Origin of the sequence: Aestuariispira ectoiniformans (assembly GCF_025136295.1) — a bacterium.
Lineage (GTDB): Bacteria > Pseudomonadota > Alphaproteobacteria > UBA8366 > Aestuariispiraceae > Aestuariispira_A > Aestuariispira_A ectoiniformans.
In genome coordinates, this window is record NZ_CP062788.1 from 1,149,254 (window position 1) to 1,175,805 (window position 26,552).

Annotated in this window: 20 protein-coding genes; 9 read left to right on the forward strand and 11 right to left on the reverse strand. The window is 58.2% G+C overall.

Annotation, left to right across the window (positions count from 1 at the left end; translation table 11 throughout):
* Positions 1 to 20 precede the first annotated feature (20 nt).
* Positions 21 to 971: an NmrA family NAD(P)-binding protein gene (locus IF205_RS05670; RefSeq protein WP_259782321.1), complete on the reverse strand. Its 951-nt coding sequence runs from the start codon at positions 969 to 971 to the stop codon at positions 21 to 23.
* 112 nt (positions 972 to 1,083) lie between these two features.
* Between IF205_RS05670 and IF205_RS05675 the strand changes: the two genes are divergently transcribed.
* Entirely contained in the window at positions 1,084 to 1,962 is an 879-nt protein-coding gene (locus IF205_RS05675) for a LysR family transcriptional regulator (protein WP_259782322.1), read from the forward strand.
* Between the two features lie 8 nt (positions 1,963 to 1,970).
* Here the strand turns inward: IF205_RS05675 and IF205_RS05680 are convergent, their stop codons facing one another.
* The 8 genes from IF205_RS05680 to IF205_RS05715 all read right to left on the reverse strand — a co-directional run bounded on the left by IF205_RS05680 (position 1,971) and on the right by IF205_RS05715 (position 11,583).
* Positions 1,971 to 2,768, reverse strand: coding sequence for a phytanoyl-CoA dioxygenase family protein (locus IF205_RS05680; protein ID WP_259782323.1), 798 nt, complete (start codon positions 2,766 to 2,768; stop codon positions 1,971 to 1,973).
* Positions 2,769 to 2,847: 79 nt separating this feature from the next.
* The gene (locus IF205_RS05685) at positions 2,848 to 3,741 is read right to left on the reverse strand and encodes a LysR family transcriptional regulator (RefSeq protein ID WP_259782324.1); all 894 of its coding nucleotides are present in this window, start codon (positions 3,739 to 3,741) and stop codon (positions 2,848 to 2,850) included.
* A gap of 18 nt (positions 3,742 to 3,759) precedes the next feature.
* On the reverse strand, positions 3,760 to 3,969 hold the full coding sequence (locus tag IF205_RS05690) for a formate dehydrogenase subunit delta (protein WP_259782325.1): 210 nt from the start codon (positions 3,967 to 3,969) through the stop codon (positions 3,760 to 3,762).
* Positions 3,966 to 4,805: a formate dehydrogenase accessory sulfurtransferase FdhD gene (gene fdhD, locus IF205_RS05695; RefSeq protein WP_259782326.1), complete on the reverse strand. Its 840-nt coding sequence runs from the start codon at positions 4,803 to 4,805 to the stop codon at positions 3,966 to 3,968. The genes IF205_RS05690 and fdhD overlap by 4 nt, the downstream gene beginning before the upstream one ends.
* Positions 4,792 to 7,644, reverse strand: coding sequence for a formate dehydrogenase subunit alpha (gene fdhF / locus IF205_RS05700; RefSeq protein ID WP_259782327.1), 2,853 nt, complete (start codon positions 7,642 to 7,644; stop codon positions 4,792 to 4,794). Before fdhF ends, fdhD begins: the two co-directional genes overlap by 14 nt.
* Positions 7,645 to 7,654: 10 nt before the next feature.
* Positions 7,655 to 9,205, reverse strand: coding sequence for a formate dehydrogenase beta subunit (locus IF205_RS05705; RefSeq protein WP_259782328.1), 1,551 nt, complete (start codon positions 9,203 to 9,205; stop codon positions 7,655 to 7,657).
* Positions 9,202 to 9,675 carry an NAD(P)H-dependent oxidoreductase subunit E gene (locus IF205_RS05710; RefSeq protein WP_259782329.1) on the reverse strand — a complete coding sequence of 158 codons (474 nt, stop codon included), beginning with the start codon at positions 9,673 to 9,675 and terminating at the stop codon, positions 9,202 to 9,204. The genes IF205_RS05705 and IF205_RS05710 overlap by 4 nt, the downstream gene beginning before the upstream one ends.
* A 177-nt stretch (positions 9,676 to 9,852) precedes the next feature.
* Positions 9,853 to 11,583, reverse strand: coding sequence for an OFA family MFS transporter (locus IF205_RS05715; RefSeq protein WP_259782330.1), 1,731 nt, complete (start codon positions 11,581 to 11,583; stop codon positions 9,853 to 9,855).
* 405 nt (positions 11,584 to 11,988) lie between these two features.
* Here IF205_RS05715 and IF205_RS05720 point away from each other — a divergent pair, with 405 nt between their 5' ends.
* Both IF205_RS05720 and IF205_RS05725 read left to right on the forward strand, forming a co-directional pair.
* On the forward strand, positions 11,989 to 13,413 hold the full coding sequence (locus IF205_RS05720; RefSeq protein WP_259782331.1) for a sigma-54-dependent transcriptional regulator: 1,425 nt from the start codon (positions 11,989 to 11,991) through the stop codon (positions 13,411 to 13,413).
* Complete coding sequence (locus IF205_RS05725) at positions 13,406 to 15,499, forward strand: sensor histidine kinase (RefSeq protein WP_259782332.1); 2,094 nt, start codon at positions 13,406 to 13,408, stop codon at positions 15,497 to 15,499. Before IF205_RS05720 ends, IF205_RS05725 begins: the two co-directional genes overlap by 8 nt.
* 26 nt (positions 15,500 to 15,525) lie before the next feature.
* On the opposite strand, the gene IF205_RS05730 is transcribed toward IF205_RS05725, so the two are convergent.
* Entirely contained in the window at positions 15,526 to 16,020 is a 495-nt protein-coding gene (locus IF205_RS05730) for a copper chaperone PCu(A)C (RefSeq protein WP_259782333.1), read from the reverse strand.
* Between the two features lies 1 nt (position 16,021).
* Positions 16,022 to 16,657, reverse strand: a complete 636-nt coding sequence (locus IF205_RS05735) for a cytochrome c oxidase assembly protein (RefSeq protein WP_259782334.1) — start codon at positions 16,655 to 16,657, stop codon at positions 16,022 to 16,024.
* A gap of 389 nt (positions 16,658 to 17,046) precedes the next feature.
* Between IF205_RS05735 and IF205_RS05740 the strand changes: the two genes are divergently transcribed.
* From IF205_RS05740 to IF205_RS05765, 6 genes are all read left to right on the forward strand, one after another.
* The gene (locus IF205_RS05740; RefSeq protein ID WP_259782335.1) at positions 17,047 to 17,802 is read left to right on the forward strand and encodes an acid phosphatase; all 756 of its coding nucleotides are present in this window, start codon (positions 17,047 to 17,049) and stop codon (positions 17,800 to 17,802) included.
* Positions 17,803 to 18,073: 271 nt separating this feature from the next.
* Positions 18,074 to 19,450, forward strand: coding sequence for an ABC transporter substrate-binding protein (locus IF205_RS05745; RefSeq protein WP_259782336.1), 1,377 nt, complete (start codon positions 18,074 to 18,076; stop codon positions 19,448 to 19,450).
* Positions 19,447 to 21,837, forward strand: a complete 2,391-nt coding sequence (locus IF205_RS05750; RefSeq protein WP_259782337.1) for an ATP-binding protein — start codon at positions 19,447 to 19,449, stop codon at positions 21,835 to 21,837. The genes IF205_RS05745 and IF205_RS05750 overlap by 4 nt, the downstream gene beginning before the upstream one ends.
* 3 nt (positions 21,838 to 21,840) lie before the next feature.
* Positions 21,841 to 23,217 carry a sigma-54-dependent transcriptional regulator gene (locus tag IF205_RS05755; protein ID WP_259782338.1) on the forward strand — a complete coding sequence of 459 codons (1,377 nt, stop codon included), beginning with the start codon at positions 21,841 to 21,843 and terminating at the stop codon, positions 23,215 to 23,217.
* A gap of 182 nt (positions 23,218 to 23,399) precedes the next feature.
* On the forward strand, positions 23,400 to 24,755 hold the full coding sequence (locus tag IF205_RS05760) for an ABC transporter substrate-binding protein (protein WP_259782339.1): 1,356 nt from the start codon (positions 23,400 to 23,402) through the stop codon (positions 24,753 to 24,755).
* A gap of 74 nt (positions 24,756 to 24,829) precedes the next feature.
* Positions 24,830 to 26,536, forward strand: a complete 1,707-nt coding sequence (locus IF205_RS05765) for an ABC transporter permease (RefSeq protein WP_259782340.1) — start codon at positions 24,830 to 24,832, stop codon at positions 26,534 to 26,536.
* Positions 26,537 to 26,552 lie beyond the last annotated feature (16 nt).

Sequence of the window (26,552 nt, forward strand, 5' to 3'; positions counted from 1 at the left end):
AGACTGTGGTACCGCGCCTTTCAGGCTGCGTTGCGGATGTTCAACAGGCCCAGGTCGGCAAGCGCCAGGCGGATGGCATCCTCTTCCGGCCTGTGCGGTAACGGGCCGATTGCCGCCTGCAGTCCGGACCCGTCGAGCCGGTGCGGTGCGGACCACAGATAGGCCATCTCATGAATTTCCCGCCACATCGGCACGAACAGCCCGCCCATTTTCAGCATGGTCCAGGGCACCCCTGCCAGTTTCAATCTGCGGTTTAGCGAAGTCTCGATATGGCCGCGCATCTGGTCGCCCGACATTGTGTGACCGGGAAAAAGAAACTGGTCGAATTTGTTCAGGCTTGCACGTTTGTCTGCCAGGGCGACGAAGGCGTCTGCCAGGTCGGGCACATAGGCCCAGGCATGGGGAAGCGACAGTGGTCCCGGCCAAGTGAAAACACCCTTGGCCAGCTTGGCTGTAATGACGAGATCGAACCAGGTTCCCCGACTGCCGCCAAAGAAATCTCCGGCCCGCAGGATCACGGTCTGTACGCTGTCGAGGACAGCGGCCTCTGCGAACAGCGCTTCCATTTCAATGCGGATGGCGCCCTTGCGTGTGGAGGGTGAGAAGGGCGATGTTTCACGGACCACCGGCGGGATCGCATGTCCATAATTGTAGACATTGCCGGGAAACAGATGCGTGGCCCCGTGGGCTTTGGCTGCGGCAATGACGTTGCGGGCGATCGGCAGGGCATGTTGCGCCCAATCGGTGTAGGGCGGATTGAGGCCGTTGAAAATGATATCCGCGCCTTCCGTTGCCCGGACCAGCGCCTGCCGGTCCGTTGCATCGGCCATGCGCGTTTCGACGGATTGCAGGTCGGTCGCGATGGTGCCGTCGCGGGTGACCGCAATAACGGTGTAGCCATTGTTGAGAAAGGCGCGGGCGGCGGCCAGTCCAATGCGGCCCTTTGCGCCGAGGATGGCGATGGTGGTCATGGTGTTCTCTTTCTCATTCAGCCAAGGACCCCATAGACATGGACTATTCATTGATTTAAGAAAATTGCCTAATTATGTGTCTTAAATATTCAAAAATGCATAGGTGGTCGAATTGGACTGGAACCTGGTGAAGAGCTTTGTTGCGGTGGCGGAAACGGGAAGCCTCTCGGCGGCGGCCCGTCGGCTGGGTGCAAGTCAGCCCACCATAGGGCGGCATGTGGCGGAACTCGAAGCGACCCTGCGGCTGGTCTTATTCCAACGGGGACGGCGCGGCTATTTGCTGACCGGCGACGGGGCGAAACTTCTGGAAGATGCACGGCGGATGCAGGCCCATGCGGATACGATCCAACGTCTCGCCGTAGGTCACTCCCGGCAGTTGGAGGGAACAGTCCGTATTACCGCCAGCGAGGTGATTGGTGCGCTCGTCCTGCCAAAGATTATCGCCGCCCTGCGCCGGGAAGTCCCCGGTATCCAGGTGGAGGTGGTTGCAAGTGACAGGGTTGATAATCTGCTGCGTCGTGATGCGGATATCGCCATTCGCATGGTGCGCCCCGATCAGTTGGACCTTGTAACGCGGCATGTGGCCGACATTCCGCTGGTTGCCTGTGCGGCTTCAGACTATGTGGAACGCCATGGCAGGCCGGTGCAAAAGGAAGATCTGCTCGACCACGATGTCCTCGGCATGGACCGAAATGGCGTAATGATTGACGGCTTTGCCGCGATGGGGGTTCCGGTCACCCGTGACTTCTTTGCGCTACGCTCCGATTCCAGCATGGTGCTTTGGGAGGCGGTCAAGGCCGGTGCGGGCATCGGTTTTGCCCAGATGCCGCTTGTAAGGCAGACGCCCGGGCTGGTTGCCTTTCTGGAAGATTTGGCCCTGCCTGCCTTGCCGGTCTGGTTGACCATGCACGCGGACCTTCAACAGAACCCGCGCATGCGCTTCGTCAACGATTATCTCTTCAGGGCGTTGCGCGCCTATGCGCAGGGCTAACGAGGGGGCTATCGCCGGAAAACCACCGGAAACCAGTCTTCGCGAAGGCGTTGCCCCGGTTTCATGTCGTGGCCCGGAAAAGGTGGGGACGTACGGCCTGGCCGTTCAATATAGCGCGCATCGTCACCAACCAGGCGCAAGGAAAAGGCACGGCGGCGGGTCGCGCGTTCATTGCCTCGGGCACCGTGCAGAATACCGTAGTTGAATGCCACGGCATCGCCCGGCTCCATTTCCCATTCCAGGATTGTCATGCCGTCCGCATCCGGATCGGGCACCGGGATATAGGCATCCTCATCAGGGTAAAAGTTTTCTTCCGACAGCCAACGGGTTGGCAGCACAGGCTTGTCCCACAGATGAGACCCGGCCACGCAACGAAGCGAGGCTTCCTTCACCGGGTCAAGCGGAGACCAGAAACTGACGGTTTGCCGCCCGTCCACGAAATAATAGGGTGCATCCTGATGCCAGGGTGTCGGCTTTGATGTTCCCGGCTCCTTGACCAGGACATGGTCGTGGAAGATTTGCGCCGACTTGGATTGCATCAGGTCGGCGGCAACTTCGGCGGCGGGAGAGTTGCGGATAACATCCTCAAATTCCGGTATGCGCTGCCAGTTGCAATAGTCGTCGAAAAAGCGGCCTGTTTCACCCGGCTTCAGGTTTTCAGCGGCATAGGGACCGGGGGCGGCCATATTGGCCTCAACGCCAAGGCGCAACGTTTCCACATAATCCCGGAAGAGACCCTTGATCAGGACAACGCCATCGCGTTGATAGCGTTCGATATGGTCCGGGGTGATGAGGCTATGTGGCATGATTGTCTCCCAAGGCTTTTCACGGATCATGCCGTCGAATGGCGTTAAGTTCCAACAATATATGCGAGATAATGGCCGATCACTTTAGCATTCCGCCAAATTTTCTGGCCGTGTCTGCGAGGGAGGCGACAAGGATCGGCAGGGGATCGCGATCGTGGACTACCAGGCCGACAACATGTTCAACGGTTGGCTGTTCCAGGGGGATCGCGCGCAGGCCCCCTGTCTCGCCCACCACATTCAACTGGTTTTCCGGCAACACGGCGGCATAGGCGCCGGTCTGGACATAGCAGCACAGATTGTTGATCGAATTGCTCTCGATCTCCGGTTCTGGCAGGCAGTTCATCTGACGGAAGGCCGCATCGACGATCCTGCGGTTTTGCATGTCCGGTGTCAGCGCACAGAGATTGAGACCGGCGGCCTCTTCCCAGGAGACCTTGTCCCGCCCGGCAAATGCGTGGCTCTCATGAACAAACAGGCGATAGCGTTCCTTGTAGAGTGGACAGGTCAGGCTTTTTTCCACTGGTTCGTTATCCAGATAGGTCACGCCGGCGTCGATCGAGAAATCTTCCAGTTGGCGGGCAATTTCGTCGGAGCTGCGTGACAGGATGGTAAAGCCGACCTGGGGAAAGGACTGGCGCAGGGGTTCGGTCAGGATGGGAATCATGGGCAGTGCCGAGGGAATGGCCCCCAGGGTGATACGACCGCGCAGGTCTCCGGAAAGGGCTGCCAGTTCCTCGCGCATGCCGTCGCAATGTTCGACGATACGCTGGGCCCAGGCGACAATGCGCATGCCCTCTTCGGTGAGACCGTGGAAACGATGGCCGCGTGTGACGATGGGAACGCCCAGTTCCTTTTCCAACTGCCTGATACGGCCCGATAATGTGGGCTGGGTAATATTGCAGGCCTTGGCCGCACGGGTGAAATGCTGTTCCTGTGCAAGGGCAATCAGATATTGGAGCTGGCGAATATCCATGCGGCCGGTCCCGGTTCTCTATGACAGCGTTTTTTCCAGTCCGGCCCGGGCAAGATCGGACAGGCCGCTGTTGTCCTGCGCCACGATGGTGCCGATATCGGCTTTCATGCGCGGGTCCCAGAAATCCACGACATGCTGGGCAACGCTGTCGATTGCCTGTTCCTGGGGGTAGGCTTTGAAAAAGTCTGCAATCTGGTTGGCCATACGGACCAGTTCTGCCTGTTTCATTGGGCGGACTCCGAAAAATCTTTTGGGTGAAAATACATCAGGCTGTCGCGGGCTTTCACGACAAGGGTCAGGTCGGCGGCCTTGGCCACGCGCAGGGACAGGGCGCTGGGTGCCGACGCGGCAGCGACAAGCGGCACGCCCATGGCAGCGGATTTCTGAACCATTTCATAGCTGACCCTGCTGGAAAGCAGAACAAAGCTTTGGGTGACGTCGAAATCACCCCTGGCAACGGCACCGGCCAGTTTATCCAGGGCATTGTGCCGCCCGATATCTTCGCGGATCAACAGGATGCGACCGTCCTGTCCGCACAGGGCCGCGGCATGGGTCGAATGGTTTTCGCGCCGCATGACCTGACGGTCCGAGAAACCGGCGAAAGCGGCATGGATTGCCTTTGTCTCCGGCAGGCTGCCCCGGACCCTTCGGGGTTTGGTTATGGCGGCGGCCAGGCTCTGCGCCCCACAGACACCACAACCGGACCGTCCGGCGAGGCGGCGTCGGCGACCATCGGCCTTCTCCACCTTCTGCGGGTCCAGGGATACATTCGCCATATAGCCGTCGGAGGCCCGCGTGACAGACAGTTTACGGATGTCGTCCGTGGTTCCGACGAGACCTTCCGTCAGGGCAAAGCCGAGGACGAAATCCTCCAGATCCGCAGGCGTCACCATCATCACGGCGAAATCTTCACCATTCAGAAGGATGGCGAGCGGGACTTCTTCCGCTACCTGCCATTCGGATCGGCGCATCCCCGCAGGATTAACGGCGACGCCGGCGGCATGGCGTGAGGTGGCCGCCGCCCCGACAGGATCGGGACGGCGTATCGCTTCACTCCGCGGCATGGATATCAATCCGATAGTTCTTGCGGGCGATATCCTCGCGTTCCTCCTGCCAGGAGGATGGCTGGTTGGACCGTGTGATCTGTACCGCCGTTACCTTGTATTCCGGACAGTTGGTCGCCCAGTCGGAATTATCCGTGGTGATCACATTGGCCCCGGTCAATGGATGGTGGAAGGTGGTATAGACCACGCCCTGGGGCATCCGTTCGGATACTTGCGCCCGCAGGGTTGTTGCCCCCATGCGGCTGGCGAGAGACACCATGTCCCCATCCGCAATGCCGCGTTCTTCCGCGTCGAAGGGATGGATTTCCAGAATATCCTCCGGATGCCACATGTTGTTTTCCGTCCGGCGGGTCTGGGCGCCGACATTATACTGGCTGAGAATACGGCCCGTGGTCAGCAACAGCGGGTAAAGCCGCGTGCTGCGTTCGTCGGTGGGCACATATTCGGTCACCATGAACAGGCCCTTGCCCCGGACAAAGCCGCCCACATGCATGGTGGGGGAGCCATCGGGGTTGGCGTCGTTGACCGGCCACTGCAGGCTTTCCCCGGCATCGAGGCGGGCATGGCTCACACCGGCGAAGGTCGGCGTCAGTCGGGCGATTTCCGCCATGATTTCCGCCGGATTCTCATAGGTCATGTCATAGCCCATGGCCTGGGCCAGGCGGCAGACGGCTTCCCATTCGCTGAGGCCGGACTGTTCCTTCATCACCGGGCGCACGCGGTTCAGGCGGCGTTCGGCATTGGTGAAGGTGCCGTCTTTTTCCAGGAAGGAGGTGCCGGGCAGGAAGACATGGGCGAAGGCCGCCGTTTCGTTCAGGAACAGGTCCTGGACGATCAGGCAGTCCAGCGACCGCAGTGCCTCTTCCACATGGGCGGTGTTCGGGTCGGATTGTGCGATGTCCTCGCCCTGCACGAACATGCCCTTGAAGCTGCCGTCGACGGCGGCGGCGAACATGTTGGGAATACGAAGGCCGGGTTCTGCCAGCAGCTCCACACCCCAATCCTTCTCGAACAGACCACGGACCGCATCGTCGGCCACATGGCGATAGCCGGGGAATTCATGCGGGAAGGAGCCCATATCACAGGAGCCCTGCACGTTATTCTGGCCGCGCAGCGGGTTGATGCCGACACCTTCACGGCCAAGGTTACCGGTCGCCATCGCCAGGTTCGCCATGGCCATGACCGTGGTGGAACCCTGACTGTGTTCGGTGACACCCAACCCGTAATAGATGGCCGCATTGCCGCCGGTGGCGTAAAGGCGCGCTGCCTTGCGCAGTTCCTCTGCATCAGTGCCGATGATTTCAGCCAGCGCTTCCGGGCTGTTGCGTTCTTCGGCAACGAAATTCCGCCAGCGGTCGAATTCACCCATGTCGCAGCGGTCGTTGACAAATGCCTCGTCGACCAGACCCTCGGTGACGACTACATGGGCAAGCGCATTCAACACAGCGACATTGGTGCCGGGACGCATCTGGATATGGTGCGCGGCCTGGATATGCGGGGATTGCACGAGGTCGATCCGGCGCGGGTCGACGACGATGGCCTTGGCCCCGGCGCGCAGGCGTTTTTTCATACGGCTGCCGAATACCGGATGGGCGTCGGTCGGGTTGGCCCCGATCAACAGGATCACGTCGGCCTTCTCGACGGATTTGAAATCCTGTGTACCGGCAGAGGTGCCAAGCGTGGTCTTCAAACCATAACCGGTCGGTGAGTGGCAGACACGGGCGCAGGTATCCACGTTGTTGGTGCCAAAGGCGGCGCGGATCATCTTTTGCACCGCGTAGACTTCCTCGTTGGTGCAGCGGGACGAGGTGATGCCGCCGATGGAACCCTGGCCATATTTGGCCTGGATTTCTTTCAACCTGTCAGAGGCAAAGGCGATGGCCTCATCCCAGCTGACCTTGCGCCAGGGATCGGTGATCTTGTCCCTGATCATCGGTTCGGTCTGGCGGTCCTTGTGGGTGGCATAGCCAAAGGCAAAACGGCCTTTCACACAGGAATGGCCCTCGTTGGCGCCGCCGTCCTTCCAGGGCACCATGCGGATGACCTGGTCACCCTGCATTTCCGCCTTGAAGGAACAGCCAACCCCGCAATAGGCGCAGGTGGTCACGACGCTGCGCGATGGGATGCCGTGATCGACCACGGATTTCTCAACCAGCGTTGCTGTCGGGCAGGCCTGGACGCAGGCCCCGCAGGACACACAGTCGGAGGCAAAGAAATCATCCGACTGGATACCCGGTGAAACACGGCTGTCGAAACCCTTGCCTTCGATGGTGAGTGCGAAGGTTCCCTGAGTTTCCTCACAGGCGCGGACACAGCGGGAGCAGACAATGCATTTGGAGGCATCATACTGGAAATAGGGGTTGGAGATATCGATGGGACCTTTGGAGGCCGCATCGAAATGGTTCTCCCCTTCCATACTATAGCGCACGTCGCGCAGGCCCACGGTGCCCGCCATATCCTGCAATTCGCAGTCGCCATTGGTCGGGCAGGTCAGACAGTCCAGCGGATGGTCGGAGATATAAAGTTCCATCACGCCTTTGCGGATTTTTTCCAGCCGTGCGTTCTGGGTGGTCACCCGCATGCCTTCACGCACCGGCGTGGTGCAGGAAGACGGCGTGCCTTTGACGCCTTCGACCTCAACCAGACACATGCGGCAACTGCCCCAGGCGTCCAGGCTGTCGGTGGCGCAAAGTTTCGGGATCGGGCGGTCCACCTGAGAGGCGGCATGCATGATGGAGCTGCCTTCCGGCACGGTGACTTCCACATCGTCAACCCAAAGGGTGATGGGTTCACCGGTGCCAGCCGCAGTGCCGTGATCGACTTCTTTCAGGATACCCATGGTTCTCTCCTTATTCGGCGGCCAGCGCCGGGGCGCGGTCAAAATCCTGGGGGAACAGGCGAAGGGCGGACAGGACCGGCATGGGGGTCAGTCCTCCCATGGCGCAGAGCGACCCGTCGGTCATCACTTCACAGAGGTCTTCAATCAACGCGATGTTGCGGGCGACATCCTCGCCACGCAGGACCTTTTCCACGGTTTCGCGGCCACGCACCGCGCCGATCCGGCAGGGCGTGCATTTGCCACAGCTTTCGATCTGGCAGAATTCAAAGGCAAAACGTGCCATCTCTGCCATATCTACCGTCTCGTCGAAGACGGTGATCCCGCCATGACCCAGCATGGCCTTGTTCTGGGCCAGGGTTTCGTAATCCATGGGCAGGTCCAACATATCGTCGGAGACATAAGCGCCCAAAGGTCCGCCCAACTGTGCGGTTCGGAAGGGACGACCGCTGGCGGTCCCTTCACCATAGCCTTCGATCAGTTCGCGGATCGTGACACCGAAAGCTTTCTCGACAAGGCCGCCGCGTTTGATGTTGCCTGCAAGCTGGAAGGCCTGGGTCCCGGTGGACCGGCCCATGCCGTAGTTTTTGTAGAAATCCGCGCCCCTGGCCAGGATGATCGGTGCGGTGGCCAGCGTCAGCACATTGTTGACGATGGTCGGTTTGCCGAACAGGCCCTGGATTGCGGGGATCGGCGGCTTGGATCGCACGGTGCCGCGTTTGCCCTCTATGCTGTTCAGCATGGAGCTTTCCTCGCCACAGATATAAGCGCCAGCACCCTTGCGGAGCTTGAGGCTGAAGGCCTTGCCGCTGCCATTGATGTTGTCGCCCAGCCAACCGGCCTCTTCCATCACGTCGATGGCGCGCTGCATCTTGGCGATGGCATGCGGGTATTCGGAGCGGATATAGACAATGCCCTGGGTCGCCTTGGTGGCGAGACCGGCGATGATCATGCCTTCGATCAGGGAGAAGGGGTCGCCCTCCATCAGCATGCGGTCGGCGAAGGTGCCGCTGTCGCCCTCGTCGGCGTTACAGCAGATGTATTTCTGGTCCACGTCCTGATCATGGACGGTTTTCCATTTGATTCCCGCCGGGAAGCCCGCACCGCCACGGCCGCGCAGGCCGGATTCTGTAACGATGCCGCAGATGTCAGCCGGGTCCAATGCAAGCGCGGCTTTGAGCCCTGCCAATCCGCCATTGGCCTCGAAATCACCCAGGTTCAGCGGATCGATCAGGCCGACACGGGCGAAGGTCAGGCGTTCCTGATCCTTGAAATACGGGATTTCGTCGGTTGGCCCCAGCGACAGCGGGTGGTCGCTGTCATTTACCATGGCGTCCAGCAGGGCGTCTGCGTCTTCCGGAGATACCGGCCCGAAGGCCATGCGGCCTTTGTCGGTCACCTGTTCGACCAGAGGCTCTGCCCAGAGCATCCCGCGGGAGCCGTTGCGGATCACGGTCAGGTCGATGTTTTTTGAGACAGCCGCTGTCTGTAATGCGGCGACCACGTCGTCGGCACCAACGGAGAGGGCGGCGGCGTCATCGGGAATGTAAACTGTCAGTGTCATGCGCCAACCCCTTCGATTGCGGATTGCAGACGATCAGCCGTCACACGGCCCATCAGGCGCTCGCCAATCATGGCGGACGGGGCCAGCGCGCAATTGCCGAGGCAATAAACTTCTTCGATTGTCACGCCTTTATCGGACGTCCCGGTCTTGGGCAGGCCGTTGCGGGCCAGAATGTCTTCCAGCAGACGGTTCGCCCCCATGGACTGGCAGGCTTCGGCGCGGCAGACCTTGACGGTGATGTTACTGTCGGGCGCGCTTCGGAAGTCGTGATAGAAGCTGACCACGCCATGCACTTCCGCCTTTGCAAGGTTCAGGCATTTGGCGATTGCAGGCTGCGTTTCCTCGGGGATGTATCCCACTGTCTCCTGCAGGTCGTGGAGGATTTCCAGTAATAGTGCGGGCTCATTCCGGTATTTTTCGCACAGGCCCACAGCCGTATCGATCATACGGTCCCGTTCCATAGACGTCATAGCCTTGTCCTTTGGCTGATCAATTTTCTATTTTTTCGTGTTAATGACATAGGTCACTACCGCGCCGCCAATTGTTACTGTCAATGACGTGATTGGTGTTCTCTATCAAAGCCCTGAAAGTAAGGATCCCCGGCCTTTTCAGGCCGGGGATGTTGTCAAAAACAGGCAAGAAAAGGCCTAATCGGCCTCTCCCATTGCATGCTCGGGATGCGTGTTCTGGACATGGTGCTTGCCGTCCACATGTTTAACGCCGAGGTTGGCGAAAAACGCCACCAGCAACAGGGCCGCCATGGCATACATGGTGGTGTTATACAGGCTGGGTGTCGGGTCGACGGTGCCTGCCGGGGCGATTTCCATCAGGGATTGAACCGTCACCGTCTTGGCCGCGACCAGTTCCTGTAATTTGCCCATGCCTTCGCCGAATTTTGCCTGGAAGGCCGCCGGGTCAACCCGTGACGCCAGATCGGCAATGGCATTCTCCAGCGATTGCTGGCGCAGATAGGTGATCGCGAAGGGCCCCAACACGCCAGCTGTGCTCCAGGCGGTGAGCAGGCGACCGTGGATGCCGCCCACATGAAGCGTGCCGAAGACATCCGCCAGATAGGCCGGAATGGTCGCAAAACCACCGCCATACATGGTGAAGATGATCATGGTCGCGCCATAGAACAGGACCAGCCACATCACAGCCGGGTTCGCACTGACCTGATCCGCCACAAAGGGGATCGACAGATAGAGGATCATGCCCAGCACGAAGAAGCAGTGGTAGGTGTTCTTGCGCCCGATATAATCCGACAGCGAGGCCCAGAAGAAACGGCCACACATGTTGAAGACCGAAATCATCAGGACATAGGTCGCCGCGAAACTGGCATCGACGACGCCGGGAAGGGTGGAGCCGAAGATTTCCGTCATCATGGTTTTTGCGACGCCGATCACGCCGATCCCGGCGGTCACATTCAGGCACAGGACGAGCCACAGACGATAGAACTGCGGCGTCTTCAAGGCCTGGTCGATATGGACATGATCATCGGTGATCATGCGCTTGGCGGAGGCGTCGCTTGTCGGTGCGGTCCAGCCTTTCGGTTTCCAGCCCGGTGCCGGAACGCGATAGGAGAAGGCGGCAATCATCATGACGATGAAATAGCCGATGCCCAGCGTCAGGAAGACACTTCCGACGCCTGTGCTGCCGGTGCCGACAACATAAACGCCTTCCGGTCCTGCAATCGGGGTTTTCGCCATATCGGCGGCGGTTGCCACGACTACTTCCAGGCGCTCGCCCGCCACTTCGGCAAAGCGGCGGCCACTTTCGGTGATCAGATTCACATCCGCAACCTTGCCCAGATATTGCGGGGCCTCATAGAAGACGCTGAGCAGATAGGTTTTTAACGGCGCGCCGATCATGGCGCCGCCGCCAAAGCCCATGATGGCCATGCCGGTCGCCATGCCGCGACGGTCCGGGAACCAGCGGATAAGGGTGCTGACCGGCGATACATAGGCCAGTCCCAGCCCGATGCCGCCAATGGCACCATATCCCAGATAGATCAGCCACAGCTGGTGACTGGCAATGCCGAGGCTGCCGATCAGGAAGCCGCCGCCCCAACAGATTGCGGCCAGTACACCGACCGCGCGTGGGCCGACTTTTTCCAGCCACTTGCCACCGATTGCGGCGGCCAGGCCCAGAAACACAATGGCGGTTGAGAAAATCCAGACAACGGAACTGAGGCTCCAGTCGTCCGCCGCGCTGGTAACGACCCCGAATTCCTTGACCAGCGGTGCGTTGAAAATACTCCAGGCATAGACCGATCCGATACACAGATGAATCGCGATCGACGCCGGTGGCACCAGCCATCGGTTAAAGCCCGGCTTGGCAACAATATGCTCTTTTGAAAGCATGGCCCAAATACTGGACATGACTTGCTTCTCCTTGGTTCTTTTGCAGGCTTTCCCATTTTTGTGAGGATTATCGGAAAAGCCTCCTCCCTATTCGTGAGCTGGATCGGTGGGACCCGGCGCGTCCATAAAGCGCAAGCCCTGTGCCAAACCAGAAAATATCAGGGAAACCGTAATGATCGGCGAAATCGATATAATGATTGATACTGGCAATCGAGGCATATTGCCCCGGCATTTTGGCAATATGGGGCAAAATGCCCCGCATCGGTGCGGCCATGTTGGCAAGGTCCAGCAATTCTGCGGCTTTGCGCGGTTTCAAGACAGATGACAAACCGGTGTGGAGCAGGTAGCGTTGACGAAAATCGGCCGGGGCGGGACATGCCGTGAGCCTGGCTGTTGCAATAACGAACGGGACATGGGGGTGACGTGATCAATAGCGTGCAGGGCACCGTTGCACCGGAGAAGTCCGGGGTCTCCAACCCGGATGAGACGGATGTGAACAGCGGCAAGATTGGCTTTTCAATCCTGATCGTCGATGACGAACAGGGGATCTGCAGCTTTCTGGAACGTGCCCTTACCAAGACCTACAGTCAGGTAGAGGTTGCGACTTCGGCGGAGCAAGCCGAAAACCTGCGTGCGAACAACCATTTCGACCTCCTCATCGTCGATATCTGCCTGCCCGGCATGAATGGCGTCGACTGGGTCAAGTCGGTTCGCGAGACGGCCTCTCCCTCCGATGTGGTTTTCATGACCGGCTTTGCCGACCTGGACAAGGCAATTGACGCCCTGCGTCTCGGTGCGGCGGATTTCATCCTCAAGCCGTTCCGTCTGGAGCAGATGATCTCCACCGTTCGCCGTTGCGTGGAAAACCGCCGTCTGCGGCGGGAGAATTTCGTGCTGCGCCGGCGGATCGATAATTTCTATTCCGTTGAGGGGATGGTCGGGCAAAGCGAGGCCTATCAGGAGTTATGCCTGATCATCAGCCGCGTTGCACCCAGTCCGTCGGCTGTGTTGATCGAGGGGGAGACCGGCACCGGTAAAGAGCTGGTGGCGAATGCCATTCATAAGGAAAGCGGGCGCAGCGGACCCTTTGTTCCGGTGAACTGCGGCGCGATATCGTCGGAATTGATCGAATCGGAATTATTCGGTCATGTGAAAGGGGCTTTTACCGGGGCAAACCAGGCCCGCGACGGCCTGTTTTCCTATGCGGAGGGTGGAACGCTTTTCCTGGACGAGATCGCGGAAATGCCGCTGGCGATGCAAGCCAAACTGCTCCGTGCTCTGGAAGAACGCGCCATCCGTCCGGTCGGTGGTGAGAAGGAAATCCAGACCGATGTTCGCATCCTGGCGGCGACCAACCGTAATCTGGAATCGGAAAAAGACGCCGGACAGTTCCGGGCGGACCTCTACTACCGGCTGAATGTGGTCACGCTCACTATTCCGCCCCTGCGTGAACGGTATGAAGATGTGATGCCGCTGGCGCATTATTTCTCGCAATTGCTGGCAAGGCAGTTGGGTATGGTCGAGGTGCCGTTCGATCAGGAAGATTACCGTGCGTTGGAGGCCTATCACTGGCCGGGCAATGCGCGGGAGTTGAAAAATATGATCGAGCGCTGCCTGCTGTTGGGATGTTTTCCAAGGGATATCTTGAGCCAGGGCGACAGTCGTGACGGCGCCGGGCAGGGATATCCGATTGCCTGGTCGCTGGAAGATGTTGAGAAGGATCATATCAGCAAGGTCCTGGCACGGCACGGGGGCAATAAGACCAGGGCGGCGGAAGCTCTGGGCGTCGACCGCAAGACCCTGACCCGCAAGCTGCAAGGCTGGGGTGAGGTGACGGGCAGTGATTAGGCGGGTCTATAACGCGCTATCCGCCAGTCTGCGCTACAAGCTGCTGTTGCTGGCGGTCTTTCCGGCCATGGTCTTCGTGCCCGCAATTGTCAGTGTGGCCTTCATCTGGAGCAACGATATCAGCTATCGCCAATTGCTGATGAAGGTGAATAGCGACCTTTCCGTCGCCCATGAGGCCTTTCTTCAGGCACAGCGGGACTATCTGGCTCAGATGGCCGCCATGGCGCAGTCGCATGTCCTTTTCGATGACCTGTTCGGCGACGGCCAGTCCGCGCACAGGCAGCGTGAGGTGCGCCAACTGCTGGACGGTTTCCGATGGCGTCAGGGCTTTGACTTCGTCTATATCGCCGATCCGTCCGGCTGCGATTATTGGAACCCCTCCCGTTGCGATTACAAGAAATCGGTCCTGCTTGACCGGTCCGTAGAAGACGGTTCGGCCACCGGCGTCGAGATTTTCTCTGACCGGGATCTGGCCGCGATTGACGCCACGCTGCCGGACCGGGTTTACCTTCCCCTTGTGCCGACGCCACGGGCGAAGCCGATTGACCGCCAGGTGGAAGACCGCGGCATGGTTCTGCACAGCTATTATCCCATCCGGGACAAGAGCGGTGCGGTGAAAGCCTTCCTTGTCGGTGGCGTTCTCGTGAACCGGGACTTTGCCTTCGTCGACAGCCTGCGTGACATGGTCTACAGCCAGGGCAGCCTGGCAAAGGACAGCCTGGGGACGGTTACGGTCTTTCTGGAGGATGTCCGGATCAATACCAACGTGCCCCGGGAGTTGCAGAAGCCGGGTGTGCGGGCGCTTGGCACGCGCGTATCGGAGGAAGTCCGCGATCGTGTCCTGGGGCGGGGGGAACGCTGGATCAACCGGGCCTTCGTGGTCAGCGAATGGTATGTTTCCGCCTATGAACCGATTGTGGATGTGAACGGCGCGCGCGTCGGTATGCTCTATGCCGGTTTCCTGGAAGCGCCGTTCAAGGATATCTATTTCACCGATCTTAAAAGACTGCTGGTTCTTTTTGGTGGCGTGACGGCGGTCTGTATCCTGCTTGCGGTCCTGATTGCGCGTTCGATCTTCAAGCCGGTTGAGGCCATGACCAAGGTGGTCGCCCATATCCGCAAGGGTGAGGACCAGCGGATTGGCTGGCGGCATGACGGGGATGAACTGGTCACACTCGCCCGTCAGTTTGACGACATGCTGGACCAGTTGCAGGAACAGCGGGACCAGATTCAGGCGGCTGCCGATGAACTGGAGCAGAAGGTGGAGGATCGCACCGCACAGCTTCGTCGCCGGACACTGGATCTGGAGGAAAACCTGAGGCTTTTACGGCGCACGCGGGAGCAGTTGGTTGGTAAGGAAAAGCTGGCCGCCATCGGTGAACTGACCGCCGGGATCGCTCATGAGATCAACAATCCAACGGCGGTGATCCTGGGCAATATGGATTTCATCATTGCGGAACTGGGTGAGCAACTGGCGCCGGTTCAGACAGAGGCGGACCTGATCATCAAACAGGTCTACCGCATCCGCTCCATCATCAATAACCTGCTGCAATATTCCCGGCCCGCCGACTATCAGGCCTATGATACGGCAGTCGACATCAATCAGGTCGTTCATGACACATTGATGCTGGTGCGTCATGACCTGGACCGCAAACGTATCAACGTTGGCCTCGACCTGCGGGCGGCGCGGCGGGTCAGCGGCAACCATCAACAGTTTCAGCAGGTTCTGATCAATCTGATTATCAATGCGGTCAACGCATCGGATGAGGGGGGCGACCTCACGCTGCGCAGCCGTGACTGGAAGGGCCAGGGGGCGCTGCTGGTCATACGCGATACCGGCTGTGGTATTCCAGCGGATATTCTGCCCCGGATTTTCGATCCGTTTTTCACCAAGACCAATGGCGGCACGGGGCTGGGCCTGTCAGTCAGCTATGGTATTTTGCAGCGCTATGATGCGGAAATCGAGGTCCGCTCACGGCCGGGTATCGGAACCTGTTTTTATATCTGGTTCCAGTCCAGCGACAGGGCCGATACCCTATCGGAAAAGGTGACGCAGACCGTCAGCTTTGATGCAACAACAGCATAGCCCCGCTGACCTGCTCCAGGTGTGGCTTATGAATGCCCGTTTGCTTCGCCGACGATCACTTCGACCTTGACCTTGCCTGTTTCACCGAAATCCAGGGTGAGGTCGAAACTGTCACCTTCCTTGAGAGGTTTGTGCAGGCCGGACAGCCAGATGTGCTCACGCCAGGCAGCCATTGCCAAAGGCTTGCCAGGGCGGAGGTCAATCCCGTCGGGCCAGGTGACGCCGTCGTCGGTCGATTTCCGGATGCGCACCTCGTCGGCAATGGATGAGGATGCGCCCACCAGGTGAACACTATCCGCCCCGCGGTTAAACAGGGGGCCATAGACGGGAACCCCGTCGGCGTCTGCTTTCGGAGGCGGCGACCAGATATGGCCGATTGTGATGTCGCCGAAGTTATACCCATGGGCCTCGCCATGGTTGGTGGTCATGCCGGTGGAAAAGGCAACCAAAGCTGCAATGACAGCCGTTTTCAGAAAACGGCGGCGGCTGGATTGACCAGCAGTCTGGAATATCGCGCTCACGCTATTGCCTCCTCGCATCATTTTCAAATGTTGCGGTTTCCGATTTGGATAGTTGGGCTTCTTCTTCCTCAGATCCTGCCTTCAGGTCTCGTGCGTCACCAACCTCTTCATCCGACAGATCCGACTGTTTAAAGAAGGTGTAGGACAGGGTGATTTCGTGAACGTCCTGATTGTCCGGGTCTTTGAGAATTTCTTTGTCGACATATAGGGTTAGCGGCATCTTCGCGCTTTCTCCCGGCCCCAGCTTCTCATCTGTGAAGCAGAAACACTGAATTTTGAAGAAATAGGGTGCTGCCTTGAAGGGGGTAACATTGAATGTCGCCCGCGCCACGATCGTCTCGTCCGTGTTGTTCTTGGCGTAATAATACACCTGCGTCGGTTCGTCGTATTTGGTGACGACCTTGCGCTGCATGGGCCGGAATTCCCAATCGAGGCCGGGAGCGACATTCGCATCGAACAGGACGGTAATCGTCCCGTTGCTGTCTGCCACCTTTGCCGGCGCTGTCTTGCGCTGTACCGTGCCGGCAAAGCCCGTCAGGCTGCAGAACATCTGGTACAGTGTCGGGGCATAGGCGACCAGAGTGGTCATTCCCCCCACCATCACAGCGATGAGGGCGAGCACGCGAAGATTCTTCATACGGAAACCTACCAGTGTTTCTTCAAATGCCAATCGCTCTTTTGTGTTTCATAGCGCCTGTGGCAAGTCAACGTAATGTCCTAGTAATCTACACGCGCTCTTTTGACGCATGTTGGCCGGTGCTGTCATCGCGCGGCCGTGGAAATCCCCATCAGTACAAAGGGGGGAAGTGACTGATTGATGTTTGGGATAATGGTAACTCATTCAAAGCCCTGATTTGGGACATATCCGTCCATTTCCGGCCAGACCTGTAGGTCTATATTCCTAGAAATCTCCTTTAAAAACAAAATGTTAATTTGCTTTTTGTGTGCCTGTGCTGCTCTGGCACCGCCTTTGCTGATACCTCCCCATCACGTTCAAATAAAAATAAGTGAACATGGGAGAGAAGAATGCAGAATTTTGAAATTCGCTCGGCTTGCCGGGCTGTTGTCGGGACGGCGGTTTTGCTCTTTGGGCTTGCTGTATCCTTACCCGCCGCACATGCGTCCGATGTGATGGATGGCGCGGTAATCGTAAAAGGGGTCAAAGTTTATATCGATCCGGCCAAGTTTGATTCCACCCGCTTCCTCGCGCCGCCCCCGACGGGTATTCACGCCGAGGACGACATGGCGACCGTCGTGCGGTGGCAGGATCGGCGGACCGTTGAACTGGAAAAACTGGCGTTGGCGGATTCAAAGCAAAGCGTTTTCCGGTGGTCGACGGTATTGGGGCCGGAATGGAAGGAAGAGAATTTCCCCATCGCCAAAGAGTTCTTCCATCAGGTCTACAAGACCGAGAGTAACCTGAACAAACAGGGCAAGAAAAAGTGGAACCGTGCACGGCCCGGTACGATCAACCACGAAATCAAGGCCGTCTCCAAATTCAAGAATTATGGCTCTTATCCCAGCGGTCATTCCGCCTTCTCCCATTTCACGGCCATCGTGCTGGCCGACATGATCCCGGAGAAACGCGAGGAAATCATGCGTCGTGGCTGGGAAAAGGCCTTCAACCGTGTCATCGGTGGGGTTCATTTCCCCAGTGATGTCGAGGCAGGGCGCATGTTGGGGGCAATTTGCGCCGCGTTGGTCCAGGATAACCCGGCCTTCCGTGCTGATTTTGAAGAGGCACGAAAGGAAGTCCGGGCTGGCCTGGGCCTGCCCCTTTAACCCCTGAACCCCTGCTTGAAGCACTGGGCCGGGCGACGCCTTCCTGTGAAGGTTTCCCCGGCCCCTTTTTTTGCTTCTGATGGCATGGCCCTTGCGATGTTTTGGTTCCAGCCTTTGGGGAGTGCGGCGACTGCATTCCTGATGGGTTAAATAAGTCTTTGTTTAAAAAGATAATTAAACCGAACCGGGTAAACAGGATGGCGATTCATAATGACGAAGACATTCAAAAATGAGACGATATTGACCCAATTCTATTGTTGATGGGTCAAATATGCACGTTTTTCGGAAAGTCCTCATCGCTGTTGGCGTAATTGCGAAGGCTCCAGGGGTGTTGATCGCCGTGGCTTTGCTCGTGCTGGCGCATACGGCCCATGCCCTGCCCGCGAAGGCGGATCAGACGGTGATCGTTCTGACGTCTTTTTCCGAAGACTACGTCGCGCCGATCAAACAGGCGTTCATGAAACGTCATCCGGATATTCGCCTGCGCTTCCTGTATAAGAAAACCCCTGCCGCCGTGGCGCATATCCTCAGCGGCCGCGGCCCGGTTCCGGATGTTTTCATCGCCAGTGCCGTCGATGCCTTCGAAAGTCTGAAGGCGTCAGGTCGTCTGGTATCCTTTTCTGGTGGTGGTAGCCAACAGCAAGGCATCAGGGACAAGGTCATCCTGAACGACCGGGACGGTTTCTACCGGGGGATTGCGCTTTCGGGCTATGGCGTGATGTGGAACGATGCCTATCTGTTCCGTCTGGGGCTTTCCGCGCCGCACTCCTGGGGGGACCTGTTACAGCCGCAATATGCAGGGCACATCGGCCTGACCTCTCCCACGCGTTCGGGCACGACCCATATTATCGTCGAGATGATCCTGCAGCGTTACGGCTGGGAACGTGGTTGGGCCTATCTGCAGGAGCTTGCGGGAAATCTGGCCACCATCACGGCCCGCAGTTTCGGTGTGCGTGACGGCGTGCTGAAAGAACGTTTTGGGCTGGGGCTGGTCGTAGACTTCTTTGCTCTCGGGCCGCGCTATCGGCAACAACCGGTCGCCTTCAGCTATCTGGATGAAACGACGCTGGTACCGGCCAGCGGGGCCATGATCCGGGGTGGTGCAAACCCGAAAGCTGCCCTGACGTTTCTTAATTTTCTAACGTCACTGCCGGGCCAGGAATTGTTGCGTCATCCCGACCTGATGCGCTTGCCGGTCCGGGCGGACGCCTATCGGGTCTTCCCGGATGATTTTCCAAATCCCTTTGTCGAAGGGCGGTTTGTCGAAACGCGCCCTTTCGACAGGGCGCTTTCCAGCCGCCGCTATCATCTGGTCAATGCCATGTTTGACCGCCTGATCACCTATCGCCTGCACAGCCTGAGGGAGGTCTGGGGGAAACTCCATGCCCTTGAAGGGCGTGAGGAGGCGAGTATTGACCATAGCAAATTGAGAGAGGCGCGCCGGGTTCTCACATCCGTGCCCGTGGGCGCGATGATGGCGGCGGATGACGCCTTCCTGTCCCAGTTCTCCCGCGTGCAGCCGGGCGTTGCCTATTCAAGCATGCAAACCCGGCTGGACGTGGAATGGAAACGTTATGGGGACCATGCGATCAAGCAGGCAGAACAGTTACTGCAGCAGGCCGCGCCAGTGGAAGGAAAAAGCCCATGAAACCATGGCATCGCTGGATCAGGGGGTATTCGCGTCGAATTGGAACGCGGTTGTTCATGGCCTTCGGTGCTGTTGCCGGGGTGACGGTCCTGTCGGCGATCGTGGCATGGATGGCTTTTGAGCGATTAAGCAACGACCTTTCCGACCTGACCGAAAATCAGCTTCCAGCAACTGCACTGGCAGCCAGGATTGCTGAACTGGGCGGTGACATCCGGGCCCATATCCCCAACCTTCTCGCCGCCCCGTCAGAGCAGGAGCGCCTGAAGACAAAAACCGAAATCACGACGCAACTGGGGCAATTGGAAGATTTGCTGGAGCGGCAGTCGACGCTTATCGACAGCGCTGTCCGCCGGGATGTCCTGGCGATCCTGCCACAGATCAAGACCAATCTGACGAAGGTGGACGAGAATGTGCGCCTGCGCTTTGTCCTGAAAGCGCGCAACGCGGGCCTGATCGAAAGATTGCGTTGGGCGCATGCCGATTTCCTTGATGAGGTCGACCCGATCGTCGCGGATGCGCGGTTCAATATGGAAACGGCTCTGGACCGTTTGACCACGACGCCCGGAGGCAAGGCCCCTGATGAGGCGATTGCGGCCATCCAGCAAACAACGGAGACCCGTGAAGCGGTCATGCGGGTGAATGCGGCCGGCAACCTTGCCGTAGGCCTGATCATGCGTGGCGCCAACCAGTCGTCTGTTGCGGAAATAGACGCAACACGTCATTTCCTGGCAGAAGTCGGGGATCATCTGGAGGATGCCGTGGCGCAAATCCGCCATGACCCGTCCAGTGTGACCCTTCGCCAGTCTGTGGAACAAATCCTCAATTTCTCGCGTGACGAACAGGATGTTCTGTCCTTGCGCAAGCAGGAACTGTTGTTTGAGGAACAGGGACGAAAATATGTTGCGGAGAACCGCCGTCTCTTCTCGCAGCTCGAAGGCATGCTGTCCTCGCAGATTGCGGCGGTGGAAACACGGGCGCAACGCGCAACACAGCTTGCGGAACAGCGTATCATACAGGAACGCTGGGTTCTGGTTTTGGCGGCATCCATATCGGTTTCCATCTTCATCTTCGTCGGATGGCGCTATGTGGCGAAACGCATTGTCTGGCGGTTGTCTGATCTGGGGCGTTCCATGGCGGCCATTGCGGCGGGTGATCTGGAAGCGGAAGTGAATGTTTCCGGCGCTGACGAGATTTCCGAGATGGCGGAGGCCCTGCTGGTCTTTCGTAATACGGCACAGGAAGTTGAGGATTCCAACGCCCAGTCCATCATCGACAATTCGATGGTCGGGCTGGTGAATACGAATGCCCGGGGCTATATCGAATTTGTGAACCCCAGCGCGGAAAAACTGTTCGGCGTGACGGCGGATCAGGTGCGTGGCAAGGGCTTTGTCGAAACCTTTCTGATGGCCGATGACCGGGTTGATCCGGATACGCTTTTCAACGGCCGGGAGACCTCTTTTTCCGAAATTCCGGGGCGCCGGGCCGATGGCAGGACTTTCTATCTGGACCTGACGTTACGGCCTTACAAGTTGCGGAATAAAAGACGCTGTCTGGTCACTGTAGAAGATGCAACCGAACGGCGCGAAGCCCGGAACATTCTGGAAGACCGCATCACAGAGCGGACCCGCGAATTGCATGAGGCAAACCAGCAACTGACCAGCGAGATCAAAGAGAAGGTCGCCGCCCAGGAGGAGCTGGTGCAGGCCGCCAAGCTGGCGGTGCTGGGGCAGATGTCCGCCGGGATCGCCCATGAAACCAACCAGACTTTGTCGGCAATCACCTATAATGCCCATAACGCAAAAATCCTGCTTCAGCGTGATCGTCCGGAAGAGGCTGCAGGCTTTATTGAAAAGATCGGCGCGATTGCGGAGCGGATGGGGCAGACGGTCAACCACCTGAAGATATTTGCCCGGCGTCCGTCGAAGGATATTGCGCCGGTGGCCCTGGGCGAATGCATCCAACATGCGCTCTTCCTCTATCGGGAGCGCCTGGCAAAGCAAAATGTGGAGGTCCGGTATGATGGTCTGGGTGAAGACATACTCGTCCTGGCCGAACAGGTTCGCCTGGAGCAGGTCATCGTCAATCTGGTCGGCAATGCCCTGGACGCTATGAAGGACCGGCTGGCCGGCAGTCTCGACATCTCCGTTACGGGGCAGGCCCCCTGGGTCCGGCTTGAGATCACGGATAATGGCTGCGGCATCGACCCTTCCGATCTCGACAAGGTTTTCGATCCTTTCTTCACCTCGAAGGAGGTGGGGGAGGGGCTTGGTCTGGGACTCTCTATTTCCCAAAAAATCATCAAGGATCTGAATGGCAGGCTGACGGTCCGGTCGGTCCCGGGGGAAGGTTCCACCTTCAGTATTTTCCTGAAACCTGCGGAGGCATAACGCATGGTCAAATATAATAAGGTTTTGTTGGTTGAAGATGACGATGGTGTTCGCGAGGCCGCCAGGGTGACCCTGGAACTGGCCGGGTTTGATGTGACCGAAATGTCGAACGGCATGGCGGCCTATGACTTCGTGACGCCCAACTGGTCGGGAATTGTTGTGTCCGACGTGCGCATGCCCGGCATGGACGGGTTGGAACTGTTGAGCCGGTTGAAACATAGCTGCCCGGACGTTCCGGTGATCCTGGTCACAGGCCACGGCGATATCACCATGGCGGTGAAGGCCGTTCGTGCCGGTGCCTATGATTTCATCGAAAAACCGGTATCGCCGGAATTGCTGATCGACGTGGTGAGGCGGGCGTTGCAGACTCATCAACTCATGCTGGAAAACCGTGAATTGCGGGACCTTCTGGTGGAACGCGGCAGCCTGGAGGGGCGTGTAATCGGTTCCGCCCCTTCCATGGTGGCGTTGCGCCAGTTGGTCCAGAATCTGGCCCAGACGGATGTCGATGTTCTCATCAACGGCGAGACGGGGACGGGCAAGGAAATGGTGGCGCGCGCCCTGCATGACTTTGGCAATCGTGCGGATGGACAGTTCGTGGCGTTGAACTGTGGCGCGCTTCCCGAAACGGTTATCGAAAGCGAGCTGTTCGGCCATGAAGCAGGTGCCTTTACAGGGGCGAATAAGCGGCGGATCGGTAAGATTGAATTCTCCGCCGGGGGCACCCTGTTTCTGGATGAAATCGAGAGCATGCCGCTCCACCTTCAGGTAAAGCTTTTGCGTGTGCTGCAGGAACGGTCCATCGAGCGTCTGGGGGGCAATGAGACCCTGCCGGTCGATATCCGCATCGTCGCTGCGACCAAATGCGATCTTCTGGAGGCTGCCAAGCGTGGAGAATTCCGCGAGGATTTCTATTACCGCATTGGCGTGGCTCAGATTGATCTGCCGCCCTTGCGCGACCGGCTTGGCGATATCCCCATATTATTTGCCCATTTCGTCCAGCAGGCATCGGAACGGTTGCGCAAGGATGTCCCGGCAATCGAACCGCAGCATATCGCCAACCTGACTGCGCGCAGTTGGGAAGGGAATGTGCGTGAGCTGCGCAATGTCGCGGAACGTTTCGTTCTGGGGATTTCCAGACAATTGACCGCCGACATGCCGGATGTGATGGATGGAAAGGCGGCAATGCCGTCAGGGGTGTCCAGCCTGGACGAACAGCTTGCCCTCTTTGAAAAGCGGCTCATCGAAGCCGCCCTGGAACGCCATCAGGGTCGGGTTTCGGAAACGGCCTCCGAACTGGGTGTGCCGCGGAAAAAACTTTATCTGCGGATGAAGCGTTTCGATATCGACAAGTCGGATTTCAAGCTGCAGGCGGTTTGAGACAGGATCAGCCCATTCGGCGTTTCGGCACGTGTCAAAAGTAACTCAAAATTATCTGAATAGAATAAAAATATCTTTGATATCAGTATATTATGCCTTGTTTGGGAACTGGCACGTGCCTTGCGATTTGGCCCTTCATAAGTCCCTGAGTGGACTGGTCACAATAATGAAGGGTTCCGAACATGAGGCTTCCATCAAGTAGACTAACAAAGATATTCTCCGGTCTTGTTCTTGCCGGTGGGGTGGCGCTGTCGCCGCTGACCGCCATGGCGCAGGATCAGAAACTGGTAATCGTCACGTCATTCCCGTCCGACCTGACGAAGGTGTTCAAGGACGCCTTTGAGAAGGAATATCCGGCGACCAAACTGGAAATCCTGAAAAAGTCGACCTCGTCGGGCATCAAATACGTTCAGGAAACCGCTGGCAACAACCAGAGCGATCTGTTCTGGGCCTCTGCGCCGGACGCGTTTGAAGTACTCAAAGGCGATAACCTTCTGCAGGAATACCGCAGCCGCGTGGATGGCATCCCTGATAAAGTCGGCGCGTTCCCGATCAATGATCCGGACGGTTACTACAAGGGCTTTGCCGCGGCCGGTTACGGCTTCATGTGGAATACCCGCTATATGAAGGCCAAAGGCCTTCCTGAGCCGAAAGAATGGGAAGACCTGCGCAAGCCCGTCTACCACGGGCATCTGGGTATGTCCGCACCTTCGCGGTCCGGCACGACGCATCTGACTGTGGAGACGATCCTGCAGGGCAAGGGCTGGGATGAAGGCTGGAAAGTCCTGAAAGACATGTCGGGCAACTTCAAAACCATCACCGAGCGCAGCTTCGGTGTTCCCGACGGCGTGAACAGCGGCAACTTCGGCGTCGGTATTGTCATCGACTTCTTCGGCCTGTCTTCCAAAGGCGCGGGTTTCCCTGTTGAGTTCCGTTATCCGACCGTGACGACGCTGGTCCCGGCGAATATCGGCGTTATCAAGAATGCCCCCAATCCCGAAGCCGCGGGCAAGTTTATCGACTTCCTGCTGTCTGAAAAGGGCCAGGAACTGCTGCTCGATCCGAAAATCCGCCGCCTGCCCGTCAATCCGGCAATCTATGCCAAGGCACCTGCCGATTTCCCCAATCCCTTCAAGGACAGCTCGATCGGTGCGGCTTTGAAATTCGATCTGGATCAGTCGAAGGAGCGTTACAACCTCGTCAACTCCCTGTTTGACGTGATGATCACCTATCGTATGGAAGATCTGCAGGAAGCAACCGCGAAAATCCAGGAACTGGAAGCGGCACTGGCAGAAACCCCGAATGACCAGGCCGGCAGCATGCTTGTTCTGGCGAAGAAGCTCGTGGCCCAGGTTCCGATTACCGAAGCACAGTCCCTGGACAAGGATTTCGCCGCGATCTTCACGAAAAAGCGCAAGAAGGCGACCGACACTGTAACCGGTCGTCAGGCAGAGGTGGAGCAGGAATGGGACACCTTCACCGTCAACAACTACCGGAAAGCGACCGAGGTCGCTGAGAAAGCACTGGATCTGCTTTAAGTCCTCCCATAGATGCGGGCCGTGTGTCCCTGTGGACCGGTCCGCATCCCCCCGATTTTAGGAGAGTAACTGTCATGTCCGCCGTTACCTGGGCCCGGCTTGTGCCGCGTGGCCAATGGGGACCTGCAATCGTCGCCATGCTGATCGGCGCTTTTCTGCTGACCTTTCTTGCGGTCCCCGTGGCAAAAGTTGTGTTTGTCGCCTTTCAAAATCCGTCGACCGGCGACTTCACCCTTTTGAACTTTAGCGATTTCTTCAACACATCCCTGTTCCGGGAATCCTTCTGGAACTCCTTTTATGTGGCCTCCATGTCGGTCGTGGTGGCAACGGCCATTGCGCTGCCGCTGGCCTATATCACGACCCGTTTCAATTTTGGCGGGGCTGCAATTATCCAGACATTGGGGATCATTCCCCTGATCATGCCGCCTTTCGTCGGCGCGGTGGCCATGCAACTGCTGTTCGGGGGGAATGGCAGCGTAAACCTGCTGCTCGACGACTATTTCGGTTTTACGATCCCCTTCATGGAGGGGTTGAACGGGGTGATTTTCGTTCAGTCCATTCACTATTTCCCCTTCATCCTGATCAACCTGTCAGCGAGCCTTGCCAATATTGACCGTTCCATGGAAGAGGCCGCCTTGTCGCTCGGTGCGTCCGGCATGCGTCTCTTCCGGCGTGTTGTCTTTCCGCTGGGCATGCCCGGCTATATTGCCGGGGCGTCGCTGGTCTTCCTGAAGGTTTTCGACGATCTCGGTACGCCGCTGTTGTTGAACGTCAACAATATGCTGGCGCCGCAGGCCTATCTGCGGATTTCGTCGGTCGGGATTTCCGACCCGATGGGCTATGTGATTTCTGTTATTCTCGTGGTCTTTTCCCTCTTCTCGCTGTGGGTTTCCTTCCTGGCGATGAAGGGCAAGGACTATGCCACCACGCAGAAGGGCGGGGGCGGTCTGATGCGCCGCGATCTGTCCACGATGGAAAAGCTGGGTTGCTATGCCCTGATCCTGTTCATCCTGCTGGTGGTCCTGTCGCCGCATATCGGTTTGACATTGCTGTCTTTTGGCACGATCTGGTCCTTCAGTGTCCTGCCGGACGGGTTTACCTTCGACCACTATCTGGAAATGTATAATTCCGCCGGTCAGTTCATCAAAAATACGCTGCTCTATGCCGGTCTGGCCGGTTTGATTGACGTGATCTTCGGAACGGCCATTGCCTATGTGGTCTGGCGGACCGGGATCGCTGGCCGTAAGGCGCTGGATTTCCTCGCCATGGCGGCATTGGCCGTGCCGGGCGTGGTTCTGGGCATCGGTTACCTGCGCGCCTTTTATCAGGTCGATTTGCCGTTCGGCGGCGGATCGCTGGCGAGCTTCTGGCTGATCATTGTCATCGCGCTCTCCGTGCGGCGTCTGCCCTATGCCCTGCGGGCCTGTGTTGCAGCACTGCAGCAGGTCTCTGTCTCTCTTGAAGAAGCGGCGGAAAATCTGGGCGCGACCAAATGGGGCACTGTGCGCCGTATCGTCGTACCGTTGATGGGCGGCGGTATACTTGCCGGTTTTGTAACCAGTTTTGCCACGGCGGCGGTAGAGCTGTCGGCGACGATCATGCTGGTCTCCAACGAGGCGGATGCGCCGCTGGCCTATGGCATTTACGTCTTCATGCAGTCGGCGGCGGGCCGTGGTTCAGGGGCGGCGCTGGGGATTGTGGCCGTGTTGGTGGTCGCGATCGGTACCTATGCCTCCCACAAGATCATTGAACGTACAAAGAACCAACAAGCGATGGATTGATCCATTCGAACAGGAG